Here is a 19,596-nt window from a genome sequence, read left to right on the forward strand (position 1 = left end):
GTGACCCAGTCCGCGCGGGAACGGCGGCTGCGGTTGCTGCAGGCGAAGAAGGCCGAGCAGCTGAAGGACCGTCTGTCCGCTTTCGACACCGGTGAGTTCGCGCAGTGGCCGGACTTCCCGCAGTGGCTCCGCGACGAGTTCGTCAAGACCCGCCGGACGACCGCCGAGCCGGACTCGGTGCTGCCCGAGTCGGCGGACGACCCGGAGATCCGCGCCTGGCAGTCGGAGTTCGCGGCCCGGGCCGGGCTCGACGGCCGGCTGTACGTGCTCACCGGTGTGGACGACTTCCCGTGGCTCTACTGCGCGGCCCGGGACGACCGCTGGGCCGGGGAGATCGCCGCGGTGCTGGGGTACGGCTGGACGGCGATCGGCGCCGGCAAGGACCGCCTCGTGGTGTTCTACGAGGAGGAGTACGAGTACCAGGCGTTCCTGGTGGCGCCCGGGCACCTCCGGGACAGCGACGGCCGCCTGCTGTAGCCGGGGTCTCACCTGGGGCTCGACGGCCCGGGGAGGCTGCCGTCACACGGGTAGCCTCGTCCTTCGGAGGTGGCGATGGATTCCCCGGCATTGGTGGCCGCCCTGAGGCGGGTCGTTCCGGCGGACCGGGTGGTCGACGACCCGGCCGTGGTCGAGTCCTACCTGCAGGACCACGCGGAGTGGGCGCCGTACGGGCCAGCCGCGGCGGTGGTCCGGCCGCGGTCCACCGAAGAGGTGCGCGATGTCGTGCGGTTCGCGGGTGAGCACCGGGTGCCGGTGGTGCCGCGTGGCGCGGGGACGGGCCTGTCCGGCGGCGCGAACGCCCTCGACGGCTGCCTCGTGATCTCGTTCGAGTCGATGGACTCCGTGCTGGAGATCGACCGCGCCGAACGGCTCGCCGTCGTGCAGCCGGGCGTGGTCAACGACGACCTGCGGGCGCTGTGCGCCGAGCAGGGGCTGTGGTACCCGCCGGACCCGGCCAGCGCCCCGTGGTCGACCATCGGCGGGAACGTGGCCACCAACGCGGGCGGCCTGTGCTGCGTCAAATACGGCGTGACCAGGGACTACGTCCTCGCGCTCGAGGTCGTCACCGGGCGCGGTGACGTGGTCCGCCTCGGCCGGCGCACCGCCAAGGGCGTGGCCGGGTACGACCTGTGCGGGCTGATGGTCGGCTCCGAGGGGACGCTCGGCGTGATCACCGAGGTCACCGTCCGGCTGCGGCCGCGGCGCGAGCCCGAGCGCACCGTCGCCGGGTACTTCGACTCGGTGATCGCGGCGGGCGAGGCCGTCAGCGCGGTGTCCGCGTCCGGGGTCATACCGTCGGCGCTGGAACTGGTCGACAGGCACTGCCTGGAGGCGGTGGACGCCTGGAAGAACATGGGACTGTCCACCGAGGCGAACGTCGTCCTGCTGGGCCGCGTCGACACCCCGGGGCATGCGGGCGAGGAGGAGGCCCGGACCATCCTGCGGTGCTTCGAGCGGGCCGGCGCGTCCTGGGCGGCGGTGTCCACGGACGAGCAGGAGGCCGAGGCCCTGTTCGACGCCCGCCGCCTGGCCTACCCGGCGCTGGAACGGCTGGGCCCGGTGCTGACCGAGGACGTCTGCGTGCCGCGTGCGCTGGTGCCGGAGATGCTGGCCCGCATCGAGAAGGCGGCGGCCGCGCACGACACGCTGATCGCGAACATCGCCCACGCCGGCGACGGGAACCTGCACCCCCTGCTGATCACACCCATCGGCGACGACGCCGCCCGGCGTCGGGCGCAGGCCGCGTTCGAGGACATCATCGCCGACGCCGTCGAGCTGGGCGGCACGGTGACCGGGGAGCACGGCATCGGCCTGCTCAAGCGCGGCGGGCTGCGGCGCGAGGTGAGCGCGGAGGTGCTGGAGATGCACCGCGCGGTGAAGGGTGCGCTCGACCCGCTGGGGATCCTGAACCCGGGCAAGGTCTTCGTCTAGCGGTGGTGGCGGGTCATGAGGAGTTCCCCCGTGCCCGCCGCTGGACCAGCGAAGAAGCCCTGGCGATCTGGAACATCCACCACAACTACCGCCGGCCACACACTGCCGCCGGAAACCAGCCGCCAGCATCCGCCGCGCGGCGCGTTCCCGGCTACGCGCCCGTTTTCCACAGCCGGGCGTAGTGGCCGTCCGCGGCGAGGAGTTCCTCGTGGGTGCCCTGCTCGACGATGCGGCCGTGGTCGAGCACCACGATCCGGTCGGCGCGCGCCGCCGTCGCGAGGCGGTGGGCCACCACGAAGGTCGTGCGGCGCTTGGCGACCGTCTCGGTCGCGGCCAGCACCGCCGCCTCCGTCGACGGATCCAGCGCGGCCGTCGCCTCGTCGAGCAGCAGCACGTCCGGGTCCACCAGCTCCGCCCGGGCCAGTGCGACGAGCTGGCGCTGGCCCGCCGACAGCGATCGTCCGCGTTCGCCGACCGGCTGGCGGAAACCCTGCGGCATGGCGGCCACCGCGTCGAGAGCGCCCACCGCCCGCACCGCGGCCTCGACCTCCGCGTCGCTCGCGGACGGCGCGCCGTAGCGGACGTTGTCGGCCACCGTGCCGGAGAACAGGTGCGCCTCCTGCGGCACCACGCCCATCCGCCGGTGCAGCCCGGCCAGGTCGTAGTCCCGCACGTCCACCCCGTCGATGCTCACCTTGCCGCTCGTCGCGTCGTAGAACCGAGCCGCCAGCTTGACCACAGTGGACTTCCCGGCTCCCGTCGCCCCGACCAGCGCCACCGTCTCACCGGGCGACACCTTGAGCGAAACATCGGTCAGCGCCAGGGAATCCGTGCCCGCGTAGGAGAAGTCGACCGCGTCGAACGCGACGTCGCCGCGCAGGCGTTCGGGCACCGGGACCGGGTCCGCGGGCGGCGGCACCGACGTCGGCGTCCGCAGCAGGTCGCCGATCCGCCGCAGGCCGACCTTCGCCTGCTGGTAGCCGTCGAACACCGACGACAGCTGCTGGATCGGCGAGAAGAACAGGTTCAGGTACAGCAGGAACCCGAGCAGCACACCGACCGCGAGCGTGCCGTTCGCGACCCGGTTCGCGCCCGCCACCAGCACGACCGCTTCCGCGATACCGGAAAGCAGTGTCACGAAAGGGAAGTAGGTCGCGACGTAGCGCTGCGCCCGCAGCCGTGACCGGCGGTAGGCGTCGCTGCGGGAGGCGAACACCTCGGCGGACCGCTCCTCGCGGCGGTAGGCCTGCGCCACCCGCAACCCGCTCACGTTCTCCTGCATGTCGGCGTTGACGACGCTGACCTTCTCCCGCGCCTCGGTGTAGGCCGCGCTCGACAGGCGCCGGAAGATCACCGTCGCGATCACCAGCACCGGCATCACCGACAACGCGTACAACGCCAGCGAAACGTCCGTCACGAGCAACGCGGCCGTGATGCCGACCAGCGTCAGCGCGCTGATCACGGCCTGCGCCAGACCGGTCTGCAAGAAGGTCGACAACGCGTCCACATCGGTCGTCATCCGCGTCATGATCTTGCCGGACAGTTCGCGCTCGTAGTAGTCAAGCCCGAGCCGCTGCAGCTGCGCGTAGCTGCGGACCCGCAGCGAGTACAGCACGGTCTCGCCGGCTCGCGCGGTGATCCGGGTCTGCGCCGCGATCACGAACCAGTCCGCCACGATGATCGCCGCCCCGATGCCGGCGGTCAGCCACACCACCCACGTCAGCCCGGTGCGGACACCGTGGTCGACGCCCTGCTGGTACAGGGCGGGCAACGCGATCGAGGCCGCCGCGTCCAGACCGACCAGCAGGATCGCGGTGATCAGCAGCGCGCGCACCGGCCGCAGCGCGGACCCGAGCCGGAACCGCGGATCGGGCTCGGTGGCCGACCGCGGGTCCAGCTCGGGCCGGTCCGTGGCCGGTGGCAGCTTGCGGACGCCCTCCAGCAGCTCGGGTGTCGGCGGGGCGGCCAGGGCACTGCCGGCGCCCATGCCACCACCGCCCGGCACGGGCGCGGGAGCGTTGCGCTGCTGGGCCGCCTCGGCCATCTCGTCGACCGCGTCCCGGTCGCCGGTGTCCGGCCACAGCGCGGGTGTGGTCCCGGTCTCCGGGCTGGTCACGCAGTCGCGCTTGTGGACCTGCTCGACGCCCTCACCGGGGCCGGCGGTCAGCTCGCGGAACAGTTCGCACCGCTCCTCCAGTTCGGCCGCGGTGCCGACGTCCACCACGCGCCCGGCGTCGAGCACCGCGATCCGGTCGGCCAGCGACAGCGTGGACTTGCGGTGCGCGATCAGCAGCGTGGTGCGGGTCGCGGTGACCGAGCGCAGCGTCTCGTAGATGGCGGCCTCGGTGACCGTGTCCACGGCGGACGTCGCGTCGTCCAGGATCAGCACCCGCGGATCGGTCAGCAGCGCCCGCGCCAGGCCGAGCCGCTGCCGTTGACCACCTGAGAGGGTCAGGCCCCGTTCACCGACCTCGGTGTCGTAGCCGTCCGGCAGCGCGGAGATGAAGTCGTGCGCCTCGGCCGCCTTGGCCGCGGCGATCACCTCCTCGTCGCCGGCGTCCGGGCGGCCGTAGGCGATGTTGTCGCGGATCGACGTGGAGAACAGGAACGCCTCCTCGAACACCACGCCGATCGCGCGGCGCAGGTCGGCCAGCCGGACGTCCCGCACGTCGCGGTCACCGATCCGCACGCTGCCCGAGTGCGCGTCGTAGAAGCGGGGCAGCAGCAGCGAAATCGTCGACTTGCCCGAGCCCGCCGTGCCGACCAGCGCCAGCGTCTCCCCGGGTTCGGCGCGCAGGCTCAGCCCGTCCAGCACCGGTTCCGACCGCGTGTAGCCGAAGCGGACGTCGTCCAGCTCGATGCCCAGGGGACCGTCGGGCAGCGGCTGCGGGTCGGCCGGGTCGGTGACCTCGGGCTGAGCGTCGACCAGCTCGTACACGCGTTCCGCGCCCGCCCGCGTCAGCTGCGCCTGCACCACCAGCGCCGACATCATCCGCGCCGGGCCGATCAGCCCGGACACGTAGCTGGCGAACGCGAGGAACGTGCCGAGCGTCACCTGGCCGTTCAGCGCCAGGAGCCCGCCGAACGCCAGCACCGCGACCTGACCGGCCGCGGGCAGCGCGGACGTCGTCGCCGTGGGGATCGCCGCCAGCCGCGCCGAGCGCAGCCGCTCGGCGAACAGTCGCCGCGCGGTCTTCTCCAACCGGGCGACCTCGCGCGCCTCCTGCCCGAAGCCCTTGACCACGCGGACACCGGTGACGGTCTCCTCGACGTGCTGGGCCACGTCCGCGGCCCGTTGCTGCGCCGACCAGGTCGCCGGGAACAGCCGCTTGCGCGCGGAAGTCGCGACGATCACCACCGCAGGCACCACGACCAGCGCGATCAGCGTGAGCGCCGGTGACATCCACAGCATCGCGGCGAGCGAGAACAGCGCGAACACGACCGAACCCGCGGACAACGGCACGACGAACAGCAGCGACACCACCAGCTGCAGGTCGGTGATCGCGCGCGACACCACCTGGCCGGTGCGCAGCGAATCCTGCTTGCCGCCGTCCAGCCGCGACACCGCGTCGAACACCCGCTGACGCAGGTCGTGCTGCACGTCCAGCGCCAGGCGTCCGCCCAGGTAGCGGCGGACGAACGCGGTGCCGAACATCAGCACCTGCACGGCGATCAGGCCGCCGACGAGCAGCCCCAGCCGCTCGGTCTGCCCCACCACCGCGTCGTCGACGGCCAGCTTCACCAGCAGCGGGCTGGCGGCCTGCAGGCCGACGCTGAACACCGCCGCGGCCAGCGACGTCACGACCAGGGCCGGATGCCGCCAGCAGGCCGCGGCCAGCCGGCGGATCCAGCCCTGTGGAGAGTTCTCGGCGATGGGTGGCGCAGCAGTCACCCCGCCAGGTTATGCGTGCCGGGCTAGGTGATGTCGCGGCGCTGGTTGGAGGCCCAGCCGCCGAGGAAGAACGCCATGGTCCAGGCCAGGAAGACCAGCGCGGCGGCCCACCACGAGATCACGCCGGGCGCCCCGGCCGAGAGCTGCAGCCCGAGCTTGTCCCAGTGCTCCACGCCACCCGGCAGGTTGATCGAGTCGATGCCGAACGCCTTCGCCGCGATGCCGCCCACGATGCCGTTCGCCGTGCCGTTCGGCAGGATCGCGCCGAAGACGTCGCTGGTGTTCCACAGCACGACGACGAGCACGTTCTCCACGATCAGGAAGTAGCCGATCAGCAGGATCACCGCGAGCACGATCTTGTTGAGCACCGCGCCGAACCCGATGCCGAACAGCGTCACCAGGACGTAGGCCAGGATGGTCGCGCCGAGCGCGGCCATCCACTGCCCGCCGGTGGGCAGCCGGTCGCTGTCCACGGTGATCACCGTCGCCAGCGCGGCCAGCCCGAAGCTGAGCAGGCCGTACAGCGCGCCCCACAGGATGTAGGTGATCATCTTCGCGGTCAGCGCGGACACCCGGTTCGGCGCCGTCAGGAACGTCGTCGTGATCGTCTTGCTGTTGTACTCGCCGGCGAGCGCGAACACGCCGAAGATCGCCGGCACCAGCTGCGCGATGTTCACGCCGTGCGCGATGCTCAGCAACCCCACCGGGAGCGCGTCCGCCGACACGCCGGCCTGCTCGGCGATGATCCGCGCGGTGCCGGAGCCGATCCAGTCGGCGAAGTCGTTGGTGATCTTGCCCCAGGCGAACGACATCCAGAACGAGACCAGCACCAGCGGGATCACCAGGATCCACCAGGTGTTGAGGCTGAGCGTCTTGCGGAACTCCGCCTTGATCAACCGGCCCATCAGCCCTGACCTCCCCAGCCGCCGTGGCCCTGCTGGTATCCCGGCGGTGCTTGCTGGTACTGCTGCTGCGGTGGGTATCCCGGCGGCGGCGGTCCCCAGCCGCCCTGCTGCGGCGGCCCGCCGTAGGGCTGCTGCGGCATCCCGGCGTACTGCGGGCTGGTCAGCTGGAAGAACAGCTTCTCCAGGTCGGCCCGCTCCTCCTCGATGCCGTACACCGCGATCCCGGCCTTGGCGACCAGGTCACCGATCTGCTGGCGGGTCGCGCCGAGCACCGCGACCCGGCCGTCCGGCGTCGGCTCCACCTGGGTGAAGCCGCCTTCCTGAAGCGCTTTCACGAGCGCGTTCGGGTCCGCCGCCTGCACGAGCACGCGCGACTGCTGGCTGCTGCGCAGCTGGTCCAGCGGGCCGTAGTAGCGCGTCACGCCGTGGCTGATGATGACCACCTGGTCGATCGTCTGCTCCACCTCGGACAGCAGGTGGCTCGACACCAGCACGGTGCGGCCCTCGCGGGCGTAGGCGCGCAGGAAGTTGCGCAGCCACACGATGCCTTCCGGGTCGAGGCCGTTCGCCGGCTCGTCCAGCACCAGCACCTGCGGGTTGCCGAGCAGCGCGGTCGCCAGCGCCAGCCGTTGCCGCATGCCGAGCGAGAACCCGCCGGCGCGGCGGTCCGCGGCACCGGACAACCCGACCAGGCCCAGCACCTCCTCGACGCGCTGGTCCGGCGCGCCGATCGCCGCGGCGTACACCTTCAGGTGGTTGCGCGCGCTGCGCTTCGGGTGGAAGCCCTCGTTCTCCAGTACCGCGCCCACGACCTGCGCCGGGTTGCCCAGCTGGTGATAGGGGCGGCCGTTGATCGTCGCGACGCCCGCGGAGGGCGTCACCAGGCCGAGCAACATGCGCAGGGTGGTCGTCTTCCCCGCGCCGTTGGGGCCGAGGAAGCCCGTCACCGAACCGGGCCGGACCTCGAAGCTCAGGTTCTGCACCGCGGCGACCGGCCCGAAGTGTTTGCTCAGGTTCTGCACGACTATCCGGCCGCTGCCGTCGTGTTGCATGCGCGCCCCTCCCGGCCCGGTGAACATGATCGCGGGCACATAGTGCCCTACTCGTGTTCGGTTCGAGCCGCGCGGGGGCCGCGTGTCGGCGGGGAGGAGACAAAGGGGCGGCCCGCTCAACCAGCCTGGGGGTCACTGGGAGCGGGCCGCCGTGTACCAGCTTAGGCGGTATCGCCGGACTTCGCCCACGCGGGGGCGGAAAACTTCTTCACGGATCGCACCGGGAGCGCGGCGGTCCCTCACGGGCGGGAACCGCCGCGACCGATCAGGCCAGGACGTCGGCCAACGGCGTGTGCCGCAGGTCGTGCGCCTCGGCGACCGGAGCGTTCGTGAGCGCACCGGCGTGGACGTTGAGGCCCAGCGACAACGGCTGGTTGCCGCGCAGGGCCGCCTGCCATCCGCGGTCGGCGAGCTGGACGGCGTAGGGCAGCGTCACGTTGGTCAGCGCGTAGGTGCTCGTGCGCGGAACCGCGCCGGGCATGTTGGCCACGCAGTAGAAGACCGACTCGTGCACCTGGTAGGTGGGCTCGTCGTGCGTGGTCGGGTGCGAGTCGGCGAAGCAGCCGCCCTGGTCGATCGCGATGTCCACGAGCACGCTGCCCGGCTTCATCCGCGCGACCAGGTCGGTGGAGACCAGTTTCGGCGCCCGCGCGCCGGGCACCAGCACGGCGCCGACCACGAGGTCGGCCTCCAGCACGGCCTGCTCGACGGCGAAGGCGTTCGAGGTGACGGTGCGGATGCGGCCGGCGAAGTCGTGGTCGATCTGGCGGAGGCGGTCCACATTGGTGTCCAGGATCTCGACATCGGACCCGAGACCGAGCGCGATGCGCGCGGCGTTGAGGCCGGCGACACCGCCACCGATGACGACCACGCGCGCGGGGTGCACGCCGGGCACGCCGCCCGGCAGGACCCCGCGGCCGCCGCTGGGCTTCATCAGCGAGTGGGCGCCGACCTGGGGCGCGAGGCGCCCGGCGACCTCGGACATCGGCGCGAGCAGCGGTAGCGCGCCGGAGGGCTGCTGCACGGTCTCGTAGGCGATCGCGGTGGTGCCGGCGTCCAGGAGGGCCTGCGTGAGCGGCCGGTCCGCGGCGAGGTGGAGGTAGGTGAACAGGACCTGGTCACGGCGCAGCCGCGGGTACTCCTCGGCGACCGGCTCCTTGACCTTGAGGACCATCTCGCCCTCGGCCCAGACGTCGTCCGCGGTGGCGAGGATCTTCGCCCCGGCGGCGGTGTACTCGTCGTCGCTGATGGCGGACCCGGTGCCGGCGCCGGTTTCGATGAAGACCTCGTGGCCCCGCGTCGTCAGCTCGTGCACCCCGGCCGGGGTCACGGCGACGCGGTACTCGTGCTTCTTGACCTCGCGGGGGACGGCGATGCGCACTGCTTCCTCCTGCACCTGGCGGACGTGGTGCTGACCACGGTGAACCACCCGGATGGCGGTGTCATCGTTCCTCCACGACAATTCTCCTGCGCCGCGATGGTGCCCGCACGACAAGCTCTTGACCTCCACCTTGGTGGAGATCGCACGCTGATCCCCATGAGAGCCGTGTGGTTGAAGGAGTTCGGCGGGCCCGACGCGCTGGTGCCCGGGGAGGCGCCGGACCCGGTGCCCGGCGCGGGGCAGGTGCTGATCGGGGTGACGTTCGCCGGCACCACGTTCGTCGAGACCCAGTTCCGGGCGGGCCTGCCGGGTCCGTTCCGGGCCGAGCTGCCGGTGATCCCGGGCAACGGGGTCGGCGGGGTGGTCCTGGACGGGCCGGCCGACCTGGTGGGGGCGCCCGTGGTGACGAGCCTGAACGGGACGGGCGGGTACGCCGAGCGCGTCGTGGTCGACGTGGCGGCCCCGTTCCGCGTCCCGGACGGTCTGGCTCTGGACGACGCGGTGGCGTTGCTGGCGGACGGCCGGACCGCGACGGCGTTGCTCCGCGCGGCGGAGGTGTCGGCCGGGGAGCGGGTGCTGGTGGAGGCCGCCGCGGGTGGCGTGGGGAGCGTCCTGGTGCAGCTGGCCCGCAACGCCGGGGCTTTCGTGATCGCGGCCGCCGGGGGTGCGCGGAAGACGGCGGTGGCGGAAGACCTCGGCGCGCGCGAGACGGTCGACTACACGCAGCCGGACTGGGCGTCGCGGGTCGGCCCCGTGGACGTCGTGTTCGACGGCGTCGGTGGTGCGATCGGGGACGCCGCGTTCGAGCTGGTGCGCCGCGGCGGGCGGCACTTCAGCTACGGCCTGGCGAGCGGTGCGTGGACGTCGGTTTCCGCGGAGTCGGCGGCCGCCCGCGGCGTCCGCCTGCACCGCGGACCGCTGGGCAGCGCGGCGGACCTGCGGGCCTGCACGTCGTGGATCCTGGCCGAAGCCGCGGCGGGACGAGTGAAACCCCTTGTGGGGCAACGCTTCCCGCTCGAGCGAGCCGCCGACGCCCACCGCGCGATCGAAACCCGCGCGACGATCGGCAAGACGCTGCTGGAGGTCTGACCCTCAGGCGGGCCGGGCCCGGACCGCGTCCCCGGCGTTGATCACTCCCGCCCTGGCCACCCGCAGGATCACGCCGAACTTGTTGTCGTGCCGGTCGATCAGGTGGGTTTGCAGCCGGGGCCACCGTTCGCGGCCGTCGGGGTCCCAGCTGGGCACCGCGCACCGGATGCACGGCCCGGTCCGCTCGCCGGCGACCTCCAGCACCACCTCGCCGACCTCCAGCGTCGTTCCGGCGCCCCAGTCCTCCTCGGCGAAGGCGGGGGCGTCGAGCGTGAGGTGGACGTTGGGGCGGAACCGGCGGAGGTCGACGGGCGCGCCGAGTTCCGCCGACAGCGCGGCCAGGGACGCCGCGAACGTCACCAGCACCGTCGGGCCGCGGTCCTGCTGCCCGTCGGCCGCGCGCAGATCCACCGGCATGCCGAACGATCCGGCCAGCGCACCGGCCAGACCGGGCTCGTCCCAGGACCACTCCCGCCCGTCCGGCGCCCGCAGCACCGGCGGCTTCGGCGGGTCGATCAGCTCCCCGTAACCCGCGCCCCAGCCGAGCATCGCCGGGTTCTGCCGCACCGTCAGCAATCGGCCGGCACGCTTCTCGCGGCCGTCGACCAGCGCGTGCGCCCGGTCGCCCGCCATGCCCCGCTCGTCGAACCGCGCGGCGCGGACTTCCTCGCCGCGCAACGACTTCACCGGCCACCGGTGCAGCGCGACCACCGAACCCTCGAACACGACCCCTCCTACGCCCAGCGCACGGCGACCAGCTGGACCAGCAATGCTAACCGGACGTCCGGGTCGTCCAGGTCGAGCGGCACGAGTTCGAGCACGCGCCGCATCCGGTACCGGAACGTGTTGGGGTGGATCCGCAACGCCTGCGCGGCCGACCGCGGATCGCCGGGGTGCCGCAGCCACTCGTAGAGCGTGCCGGCGTAGTCCGTGCGGTTGGCCCGGTCGTACTCGCGCAACTCCTCCAGCGGCCCGAGCGCGACCACACCCGCGGCCACGGCCGCCGTCGCCGTGCGGTGCAACGCCAGCGCCGTCCACAGCCCGTCGAAACTCCCGGACGGCCCGTCGATCACCCCGGCCCGCAGCAGGCTCAGCGTCTCCTCCGCCTCGGCGCGCGACCGCGGCAGTTCGCCGATCTTCACCGCACTCCCGGCCGCGACCCGGGACGCGCCACGCGAAGCCAGCGCCGGCCAGTCCGCGCCGTCGGGCACGACCGCGTACAGCAGCCCGCCCATCTCCGTCGCGATGGGACGCCGCCCGATGCCCTGCGACATCCGCTCCAGCAAGGCCAGCCGCAGACCCTCGTCGTCGCCGGGGGTGTCGATGACGACGACCCGGTGCGGTTCGTCGGTCAGCTCCAGCTCCGCGATCGCCGTGCGCGGCCCGGTCTTGCCCTCCAGCACCGCGCGCAGCAGCTCGGCCGACGCGCGCCGCTGGGCGTCCGCGTGCGCCCGCCGCCGCAACAGGTGCAGCGCCACGACCGGCGCGGTGTCGGCGAACGCGGCCGCCCGCTCGTCCGACACCGGCCCGCGCACCACCGCCCACATCGAGCCGAGCAGCTCGCCGCCCATGCGGATCGGCACGATGAGCCGCGGCAGCGTGCCATCCCGTTGCGCCGGCACGAAAATCGTCTGCCGTCCGCGGGACAGTTCGCGGAACACGCCGCGGGAGCGGAACTTCGCGAGCACGTCGTCCGGGATGCGCCTGCCCATGATCGTCGACACGCGAGCCGGGTCGGTGATGTCCTGCCGCGCCGAGTACGCCAGCACCCGCGAGTTGGTGTCCTCGATGGTCACCGGCGCGTCGACGACCGCGGCGACCGCGTCGGCGAGCCGGAACAGGTCGCCCGACCCGGGATCGCCCTCCAGCGACTCGGGTTCCTCCGCCGCCGCGTCGAGCACCGTGCGCAGCAGCCACACCAGCTGCGCCCACGCCGTCGCCGCGCGCACCTCGATCAACGCGATGCCCGCCGCTTTCGCCGCCCGCCGCACGGCGGGTTTGCGCGCGACCGGGGGCTTGAACAACACCGCCGCGGCCCCGGCCGCCGCGCTGTGCTTCACCAGGTCCACCGCCGTGTCCACGTCCGCGACGGCGACGCCGAGCACCAGGTCCCCCGCCGCCAGTTGCGCGGGCGTCCCGGGCTCGGCGATCACCACGTCCGCGACCACCGGACCGGGGTCCGGGAGCTGCACGGCGTGCAGCAGGGTCGGGCCCACCCGGTCGACCACACTGCGGACGGACACCATTTCCGCAGGATACGGTCTACCTGCTCAGCACACGGGCCAGGACGTCCCACAGCGTGCCGGCCGGATCCGCCACCTCCCCGGCGCGCCACGCGACGATCCCGTCCGGGCGGACCAGGCTCGCGCCGCCGTCGCCGAGGCCGAACACGTCGCCGGGGTCGTCGAAGTCGGTGCCGCGTTCCCGGTACGCCAGGGCGATCCCCGTCTCCGCGCGCACCGCCTCGGCCGGCTCCCGCCACCCGGCCGTGCCGAACAGCACCCAGCCGTGGCCCAGGAAGTCCCACGTGGAGCCGGTCGCGGTGGGCAGGTGCGGCGCGCGGAAGCCGGGACGCCCGGACGGCTCGACCGGGTTCTCCAGCCGGTCGTCGTCGTCCGCGAGCACCGCGCCCGAGCGGTAGCGGAACCCGAGCGTCAAGGCCACCTGGTCCACCGGCTCGGGCGCCCCGGACAGGTCGAGGTCGGGGAACATCCGCTCCTTCGCGTTGTGCAACGAGGTGCCGACCACCATCTCCGCGATCGGTTTGCGCTCGGCCTCGTAGCTGTCCAGCAGACCGGGGCCGGCGTCACCGCGGACGACGGCGGCGATCTTCCACGCGATGTCGTGCCCGTCGCCGACCGCCGTGTTGCCGCCCATGCCGCCCGTCGGCGGGGTGACCTTCGCCGCGTCGCCGACCAGGAACACGCGGCCCACCGAGAACCGCTCGGCGATGCGTGCCGCCATCTCCCACGCGCCGGTCCACCGGATCTCCGGCTGGAGACCGGGCAGGTCGGTGGCGATCCGGATCAGGCGGACCAGCCGCTCCTGCGGGAAGTCGTCGCGGCTCTCGCCGCGCTCGGGGTGCAGGTCGACCGCGAACACGTAGCGGCCGGGGGTGTCGGTGTTGGTGAGCGCACCGGTGAACTCCTGGTTCTGCAGGTAGTACAGGTCGGTGACGTCGCGCTCGAGGTGGTCGCCGAGGTCGGCGTCGAACACGACCCCGATGGAGTGCGCGATCGCCCCGGGCCCGGTGGTCGGCACGCCGAGCGCCTCCCGGATGCGGCTCCGCCCGCCGTCCGCGGCGACCAGGTAGGACGCCCGCACGGTGGTCTCCTCCCCGCCGCTGCGCACGACTGCCGTCACCCCGTCGTCGTCCTGCTCGAACGACACCAGTTCGGTGGAGAACCGCACGTCCGCGCCGGCCTTGCGGGCGCGCTCGAGCAGGATCGGCTCGACGACGTCCTGCCCGGCCATGCCCCACGGCGCCGCGGTAGCCGGGCTGAGGTCGAACTCACCGAGGTCTTCGACGATCCGGTGGAACACCGGACCCTGCAGGCTCGAACTGACGGTGATGCGCAGGCCCTGCGAGGCGCGCTTGCTGACGCCCAGCACCTCGTGGTCGATCCCGGCGAACCGGTACAGCTCCATCGTGCGCGGCGTCTGACCGGACGCGCGCGGGTGCAGGGCCGTGCCCGGGTGCCGCTCCACGGTCAGCACCCGCACGCCCTCGATGGCCAGGAACATGCTCGCGGACAGGCCGCCGAGACCGGCGCCCACGACCAGAACGTCGACTCTTTCCATGATCTTCTCCCTTGTGGTGGAAATCCCCGTGGCCATGAATCTTAGACACTAAGAGATTTAGTTGACAAGAGAGATTGCTCCCATTGGGTGGGAACTGTTGGGGGCGCTGCGCCGATCTCGCTAGCTTCGGTTGCGGCGCCCGCCGGAAGACCCGCCCAGTACCGAGGAGAACGACGATGACCGAGTCGCAGGCCTGGTCCTTCGAGACCAAGCAGATCCACGCCGGCGCGAGCCCCGACCCGGCCACGGGTGCCCGCGCCACCCCGATCTACCAGACCACGTCGTACGTCTTCCGCGACAGCCAGCACGGCGCCGACCTGTTCAGCCTCGCCGAGCCCGGCAACATCTACACGCGGATCATGAACCCGACGACGGACGTGCTCGAGCAGCGCGTCGCGGCGCTGGAGGGCGGCGTGGCCGCGCTGGCGTTCGCGTCCGGCACGGCCGCCACCAACGCGGCGATCCTGAACGTGGCCAACGCCGGCGACCACATCGTGTCCAGCCCCAAGCTCTACGGCGGAACCTACAACCTGTTCCACTACACCCTGCCGAAGCTGGGCGTGCAGGTGTCCTTCGTCGAGGACCAGAACGACCTGGACGAGTGGCGCGCGGCGATCCGCCCGAACACCAAGGCCTTCTTCGGGGAGTCCCTGGCCAACCCGGGCAGCGACGTGCTCGACATCCGCGCGGTCGCCGATGTCGCGCACGAGGCCGGCCTGCCGTTGATCGTGGACAACACGATCCCGACCCCGTACCTGCTGCGCCCGATCGAGCACGGCGCCGACGTCGTCGTGCACTCGGCGACCAAGTACCTCGGCGGCCACGGCACCACCATCGCCGGTGTGCTGGTCGACGCCGGCACCTTCGACTTCGGCGCGTACCCGCAGCGCTTCCCCGGCTTCACCGAGCCGGACCCGAGCTACCACGGTCTCAAGTACTGGGAGGCGCTCGGCCCCGGCGCGTACGCCGCGAAGGCCCGCGTCCAGCTGCTGCGCGACACCGGCGCGGCGATCGCGCCGCTGAACAGCTTCCTCATCCTGCAGGGCATCGAGACGCTGTCGCTGCGCGTCGAGCGGCACGTGAGCAACGCCAGGGCGCTGGCCGAGTGGCTGGAGCAGCGCGACGAGGTCGAGCGCGTGTACTACGCGAGCCTGCCCTCCAGCCCGCACCACGAGCTGGCGCGCAAGTACCTGCCGCAGGGTGCCGGCGCGGTGCTGTCGTTCGACCTGCGCGGCGGTGTCGAGGCGGGGCGGAAGTTCGTCGACGGCACCGAGCTGCACAGCCAGCTGGTTAACATCGGTGACGTGCGCAGTCTCATCGTCCACCCCGCCAGCACCACCCACAGCCAGCTCACCCCCGAGGAGCAGCTGGCCAGCGGCGTGACGCCGGGCCTCGTGCGGCTCGCCGTCGGGCTCGAGGGCCTGGAGGACCTCAAGGCCGACCTGGAGGCCGGGTTCCGGGCCGCCAAGGCGGACCTGTGACCGATGCGTCCACTGTGGATCCCCCTCCGGCGACCGGTGCGTGGCGGGAGGGTGATCCACCGGGACGGCGGCGGTGGGCCGCCGGCGGGCGGTTGCGGCTGGACGCCGGCGGGACGCTGCCGGAGTACCGGATCGCGTACGAGACGTGGGGGCGGTTGAACTCCGACGCCTCCAACGCGGTCCTGATCGAGCACGCCCTCACCGGTGACAGTCACGCCGCCGGGGAGGCCGGGCCCGGGCACCCCACGCCCGGCTGGTGGGACGGCCTGATCGGGCCGGGGCGCGCGCTGGACACCGACGAGCTGTTCGTCGTGGTGCCCAACGTGCTCGGCGGGTGCCAGGGTTCGACCGGGCCGTCGTCGGCCGACCCGGACGGGCGGACGTGGGGCGGCCGGTTCCCGCGGATCACGATCCGCGACCAGGTCCGGGCCGAGGCCGTGGTCGCCGACGAGCTGGGTGTGTCGCGGTGGGCCGCGGTGCTCGGCGGGTCGATGGGCGGCATGCGGGCACTGGAGTGGGCGGTGACGTTTCCCGCGCGGGTGGCGGGGTTGCTGGTGCTGGCCGCCCCGGCGGCGTCGTCGGCCGACCAGATCGCCTGGGCCGCGCCGCAGCTGCACGCGATCACGTCCGACCCGGGCTGGCGCGGCGGCGACTACCACGACGCTCCGCCGGGCGCGGGGCCGCATCGCGGGCTCGGGGTGGCCCGTCGGATCGCGCACGTGACTTACCGCAGCTCGCTGGAGCTGGACCAGCGGTTCGGCCGGCAGCCGCAGGGTGCGGAGAACCCGCTGGACGGCGGCCGGTACGCGATCGAGTCCTATCTCGACCACCACGCGGACAAGCTGGTGCGCCGCTTCGACGCGGCGTCCTACGTGCTGCTCACGGAGTCGATGAACACGCACGACGTGGGCCGCGACCGCGGCGGGGTCGGCGCGGCGCTGGCGGGCGTGACCGCCCGGAGCATCATCGCGGGCGTGGACAGCGACCGCCTCTACCCGATGCGGCAGGCGCACGAACTGGCGGCGGGGATCCCGGGAGCGGGCGAGGCGGCGGAGATCAGTTCGCCGTACGGGCACGACTCGTTCCTCATCGAGACGGCGCAGGTGGCGGCGCTGGTGAAGGCCCTGCTCCACTAGGCCGCGTCTGGCAAAGCGTTTGTCCAGGTGATGACGTCGTGGAGGAGGACGGCGGCGCGGTAGACGGTGGCGGGTTTGTCGAACCGGGTGGCGATTCCTCGCCGTTGTGGATGGCCGCCCGGACCCCGCCCGTGGAGGTGGGTGCGGCTGGCGCGGGAGGAGTCGGCCTTGTCCCCGCGCACCCGGTCGGGGCCAGTCCGTGCTCGCCCGCCGCCCAGGCGGGGCACCCGCAGGTGGGCCAGTGCGCGGCCGCGCGATGGTGGAGCAGTCAGTACCACTTCTCGGCGCAGGTACGGCCGTCGTTGCCGTTGAAGACGCAGGGCTGCGCGACGAGGTCGTGTGCGGAGACCTGGAACTGCGCGTCGAACTCCTTCACGTAGCCGGACGGCTTGCCCTTCGTGGTGGCGACGTCCTGCGTGTAGGTCTGCTCGTGGCTGGGGATGAAGTCGTCGGGCGTGACGTACTGGATGCGGAACACCGCCTCGTGCTCGTCGGCCGCCGTGTCCTTCACCCAGCCCTTGACGCTGAAGTTGCGCCCCTCGCACAGGGTGCCGCCGATCTCCGCACCGGGGAACGACGCGTGCACCTGGCGGCACTTCGTCACCGCCCACGCCGCGGGGGCGGTCGCCGGCGGGAGCAGCACCGCGGACAGCGACGTCAGCGCGGCGATGGTGAGGACTCGCCACTTCATGGAATCCCCTTCCGATCGCGACGGGGCGGCGTGCTTCTCACGAACAACGTGAGAATCGCGAAAAAGACTAACAGAGCGAGCGGGCGAGAAAACCACTCGAACGAGCGGCAAAACCGGCCCCCGTCGGCCCCCGTCGACCGGGGCCGGCGGCGACCCCTAGGTCAGCGCCTCGGAGATCCAGTCCGTCACAGGCAGGTCCCGTTCGAGGCATTCGGCCGACAGGCGCATCGTCCAGCGCAGCGCCTGCAGCGTCAGGCTGTCCACCTCGTCGCGGTTGGCGCTCGCCAGCGCGATCTCCACCTGCTCCGCCGCGGCCTCCGCGTTGCCGTGGACCTCCGCCAGCAGCGTGCGGACCGCGGTGCGCACCGGCGGGTCGGCCTGGTCGATGGAGACCTCCTCGCCGGTCTCGTCGAACACCTGCACCTTCACCGGGGCACTGCCGCCGTCGCCGAGCGTGGTCACCATCGTGCTGCACTCCTCGAACAGGAGCAGCATCAGCTCGCGCGTCTCGGCGCTGCTCGACGGCGCCACCTCCTCGAGCGCGTCGTCGTCGCGGCCGAGCTGCATCGCGACGAGGGCGCGCTGCGCCCGCGAGATCAGCCGCTCCCGGTCCTGGGTCACGGGATCTATCAAAGCCGGGGAAAGGCGTTCAACGGTAGTGGGAAAAACGAGTGACGTGATGATCACGCCGCGGCCTGCAGCGCCCCCAGCGCGAGACGCCGCAGCAGGACGGCCAGTTCGTCGTCGTCCAGATGGCGGTTGTACGGCGTGGAGTTGATCAACCCGAACACGGCGTGTGCCGCCGAGCGCGCCTGGCGTTCCCCCACTCCGGGGACGGCGTCCCGGATCACCTTGACCCAGATCTCCACGTAACGACGCTGGAGCGCCCGCACCTGCTTGCGGTCGGCGTCGGTGAGGTTGGCCAGGTTGCGCTCCTGCACCGTGATCAGCGACGGGTGGGTGAGGGCGAAGTCGACGTGGAACTCGACCAGCTCGGCCAGCGCCTGCTCCGGGTCCGCGGTGGCGTCGACGCGGGCGGTACCACCGTCGAGGAGGTAGTGGCTGATCGAGTTCAGCATCTCCCCGAGCATCGCGTCCTTGCTGCGGAAATGCCGGTACAGCGCGGGACCGGAGATGCCGACGGCCGCCCCGATGTCGTCGATGCCGACGCCGTGGAAGCCGTGCCGGGCGAACAGTTCCGCGGCCGCGCTCAGGATCTCTTCGCGGCGGGTGGCCTTCTCGCCGGTGACCAGCGGCGTGGGACTCGTCGACACGTGAACATCTTATCGAGTCAGGTTAGCGAGCGCTAACGTCAGCCGGCTGTCACCTGTTGGTAGCGCAAAAGCCTCCGAAAAGGGGCTCCCTCGTGAGCATTGCACCTGGTAATCGTTCAGTGAGTTGATTACTCACGGAAGGTGGTCCCCGCTGTGCTGAGAAGGCTTGCTACCACCGTCGTCGCCGCCCTGGCCACGATCGGCCTGTTCCCCGGGGTGGCGGGTGCCGCCACCCTCGACTACGTCGCGCTCGGTGACTCCTACTCATCCGGGGTGGGCGCCGGCAGCTACCTCGACTCGTCCAGCTGCAAGCGCAGCTCGAACGCCTACCCGGTGCTCTACTCCGGGCAGACCGCGGCTTCGCTGAACTTCCAGGCGTGTTCCGGCGCGAAGACCTCGGACGTGCGGAACAACCAGCTCAGCGCGCTGTCCAGGGAGACCGACCTGGTCACGATCAGCGTCGGCGGCAACGACGCGGGCTTCGCGGGCGTCATGCAGGACTGCATCCTCGGCGGGGACTCCGGCTGCAAGACCGCGATCGACAACGCGAAGGCCTTCGTCAACGGCACACTGCCCGGGCTGCTGGAGAACACCTACGACGAGATCCGGTCGCGCGCCCCGAAGGCCACCGTGATCGCGCTGGGGTACCCGCACTTCTACAAGATCGGCGGCTCGTGTTCGGTCGGGTTGTCCGATACGTCCCGCGGTTACATCAACGGCGGCGCGGACGCGCTGGACTCGGTCATCCAGAAGAAGGCCTCGGAGGCGGGCTTCGCGTTCGCCGACGTGCGCCCGGCCTTCACCGGCCACGAGATCTGCTCCGGCGACGCGTGGCTGCACAGCGTGACGTACCCGATCGACGAGTCCTACCACCCGACGGCGACCGGGCAGGCCCAGGGCTACTACCCGTCACTGGTGGCCGCGCTCGGCTGACGCCATCGAGGGGCGGCCGTCCGGTGCGG

The 19,596-nt window shown here is 72.2% G+C and carries 16 protein-coding genes; 6 read left to right on the plus strand and 10 right to left on the minus strand.

Features of this window, described 5'->3' with window-relative positions; genetic code table 11:
• Together FB470_RS16675 and FB470_RS16680 are read left to right on the plus strand one after the other, a co-directional pair.
• Positions 1-477: a hypothetical protein gene (locus FB470_RS16675; protein WP_306992615.1), complete on the plus strand. Its 477-nt coding sequence runs from the start codon at positions 1-3 to the stop codon at positions 475-477.
• Positions 478-552: 75 nt separating this feature from the next.
• A complete protein-coding gene (locus FB470_RS16680) occupies positions 553-1,932 on the plus strand; it encodes an FAD-binding oxidoreductase (RefSeq protein ID WP_306992617.1) in 1,380 nt (459 codons plus the stop codon).
• Between the two features lie 151 nt (positions 1,933-2,083).
• On the opposite strand, the gene FB470_RS16685 is transcribed toward FB470_RS16680, so the two are convergent.
• The 4 genes from FB470_RS16685 to ald all read right to left on the minus strand — a co-directional run bounded on the left by FB470_RS16685 (position 2,084) and on the right by ald (position 9,162).
• Positions 2,084-5,824, minus strand: a complete 3,741-nt coding sequence (locus FB470_RS16685; RefSeq protein WP_306992619.1) for an ABC transporter ATP-binding protein — start codon at positions 5,822-5,824, stop codon at positions 2,084-2,086.
• A gap of 23 nt (positions 5,825-5,847) precedes the next feature.
• Complete coding sequence (locus FB470_RS16690; protein ID WP_306992621.1) at positions 5,848-6,729, minus strand: ABC-2 transporter permease; 882 nt, start codon at positions 6,727-6,729, stop codon at positions 5,848-5,850.
• Positions 6,729-7,781 (minus strand): ABC transporter ATP-binding protein, encoded by a 1,053-nt coding sequence (locus FB470_RS16695; protein ID WP_306992622.1) that lies wholly within the window; start codon positions 7,779-7,781, stop codon positions 6,729-6,731. The genes FB470_RS16690 and FB470_RS16695 overlap by 1 nt, the downstream gene beginning before the upstream one ends.
• A gap of 265 nt (positions 7,782-8,046) precedes the next feature.
• Entirely contained in the window at positions 8,047-9,162 is a 1,116-nt protein-coding gene (gene ald / locus FB470_RS16700) for an alanine dehydrogenase (RefSeq protein ID WP_306992624.1), read from the minus strand.
• Positions 9,163-9,318: 156 nt separating this feature from the next.
• On the opposite strand from ald, the gene FB470_RS16705 reads away from it, so the two are divergent.
• Positions 9,319-10,251 (plus strand): zinc-binding dehydrogenase, encoded by a 933-nt coding sequence (locus tag FB470_RS16705; protein ID WP_306992625.1) that lies wholly within the window; start codon positions 9,319-9,321, stop codon positions 10,249-10,251.
• Between the two features lie 3 nt (positions 10,252-10,254).
• Here FB470_RS16705 and FB470_RS16710 read toward each other — a convergent pair whose 3' ends face one another.
• From FB470_RS16710 to rdmE, 3 genes are read right to left on the minus strand one after another with little or no spacing between them, the layout of a single operon-like run.
• Positions 10,255-10,977, minus strand: coding sequence for an MOSC domain-containing protein (locus FB470_RS16710; protein WP_306992627.1), 723 nt, complete (start codon positions 10,975-10,977; stop codon positions 10,255-10,257).
• An 8-nt stretch (positions 10,978-10,985) separates the two neighbouring features.
• Positions 10,986-12,497 (minus strand): PucR family transcriptional regulator, encoded by a 1,512-nt coding sequence (locus FB470_RS16715; RefSeq protein WP_306992629.1) that lies wholly within the window; start codon positions 12,495-12,497, stop codon positions 10,986-10,988.
• 16 nt (positions 12,498-12,513) lie between these two features.
• Positions 12,514-14,052 (minus strand): aklavinone 12-hydroxylase RdmE, encoded by a 1,539-nt coding sequence (gene rdmE / locus FB470_RS16720; RefSeq protein WP_306992632.1) that lies wholly within the window; start codon positions 14,050-14,052, stop codon positions 12,514-12,516.
• A 176-nt stretch (positions 14,053-14,228) separates the two neighbouring features.
• On the opposite strand from rdmE, the gene FB470_RS16725 reads away from it, so the two are divergent.
• Positions 14,229-15,533 carry a bifunctional o-acetylhomoserine/o-acetylserine sulfhydrylase gene (locus FB470_RS16725; protein WP_306992633.1) on the plus strand — a complete coding sequence of 435 codons (1,305 nt, stop codon included), beginning with the start codon at positions 14,229-14,231 and terminating at the stop codon, positions 15,531-15,533.
• A gap of 14 nt (positions 15,534-15,547) precedes the next feature.
• Positions 15,548-16,669 carry a homoserine O-acetyltransferase MetX gene (gene metX / locus FB470_RS16730; RefSeq protein WP_306999307.1) on the plus strand — a complete coding sequence of 374 codons (1,122 nt, stop codon included), beginning with the start codon at positions 15,548-15,550 and terminating at the stop codon, positions 16,667-16,669.
• A gap of 268 nt (positions 16,670-16,937) precedes the next feature.
• On the opposite strand, the gene FB470_RS16735 is transcribed toward metX, so the two are convergent.
• From FB470_RS16735 to FB470_RS16745, 3 genes are all read right to left on the minus strand, one after another.
• Entirely contained in the window at positions 16,938-17,360 is a 423-nt protein-coding gene (locus FB470_RS16735; protein WP_306992635.1) for a hypothetical protein, read from the minus strand.
• Between the two features lie 156 nt (positions 17,361-17,516).
• Positions 17,517-17,927 (minus strand): hypothetical protein, encoded by a 411-nt coding sequence (locus tag FB470_RS16740; protein ID WP_370876673.1) that lies wholly within the window; start codon positions 17,925-17,927, stop codon positions 17,517-17,519.
• Between the two features lie 116 nt (positions 17,928-18,043).
• Positions 18,044-18,634: an SACE_7040 family transcriptional regulator gene (locus FB470_RS16745; RefSeq protein ID WP_094008602.1), complete on the minus strand. Its 591-nt coding sequence runs from the start codon at positions 18,632-18,634 to the stop codon at positions 18,044-18,046.
• A gap of 153 nt (positions 18,635-18,787) precedes the next feature.
• On the opposite strand from FB470_RS16745, the gene FB470_RS16750 reads away from it, so the two are divergent.
• Positions 18,788-19,567 (plus strand): SGNH/GDSL hydrolase family protein, encoded by a 780-nt coding sequence (locus tag FB470_RS16750; protein WP_306992638.1) that lies wholly within the window; start codon positions 18,788-18,790, stop codon positions 19,565-19,567.
• Positions 19,568-19,596: the final 29 nt, after the last annotated feature.

The sequence above is a fragment of the Amycolatopsis thermophila genome (genome assembly GCF_030814215.1).
Classification (GTDB): Bacteria; Actinomycetota; Actinomycetes; order Mycobacteriales; family Pseudonocardiaceae; genus Amycolatopsis_E; species Amycolatopsis_E thermophila.

Excerpts from the sequence above, each read along its gene's own strand:
- FB470_RS16680 (WP_306992617.1), top strand. The coding sequence starts at position 553 with ATGGATTCCCCGGCATTGGTGGCCGCCCTGAGGCGGGTCGTTCCGGCG.
- FB470_RS16690 (WP_306992621.1), bottom strand. The coding sequence starts at position 6,729 with ATGGGCCGGTTGATCAAGGCGGAGTTCCGCAAGACGCTCAGCCTCAAC.
- FB470_RS16695 (WP_306992622.1), bottom strand. The coding sequence starts at position 7,781 with ATGCAACACGACGGCAGCGGCCGGATAGTCGTGCAGAACCTGAGCAAA.
- FB470_RS16705 (WP_306992625.1), top strand. The coding sequence starts at position 9,319 with ATGAGAGCCGTGTGGTTGAAGGAGTTCGGCGGGCCCGACGCGCTGGTG.
- FB470_RS16715 (WP_306992629.1), bottom strand. The coding sequence starts at position 12,497 with ATGGTGTCCGTCCGCAGTGTGGTCGACCGGGTGGGCCCGACCCTGCTG.
- rdmE (WP_306992632.1), bottom strand. The coding sequence starts at position 14,052 with ATGGAAAGAGTCGACGTTCTGGTCGTGGGCGCCGGTCTCGGCGGCCTG.
- FB470_RS16725 (WP_306992633.1), top strand. The coding sequence starts at position 14,229 with ATGACCGAGTCGCAGGCCTGGTCCTTCGAGACCAAGCAGATCCACGCC.
- FB470_RS16735 (WP_306992635.1), bottom strand. The coding sequence starts at position 17,360 with ATGAAGTGGCGAGTCCTCACCATCGCCGCGCTGACGTCGCTGTCCGCG.
- FB470_RS16740 (WP_370876673.1), bottom strand. The coding sequence starts at position 17,927 with ATGCAGCTCGGCCGCGACGACGACGCGCTCGAGGAGGTGGCGCCGTCG.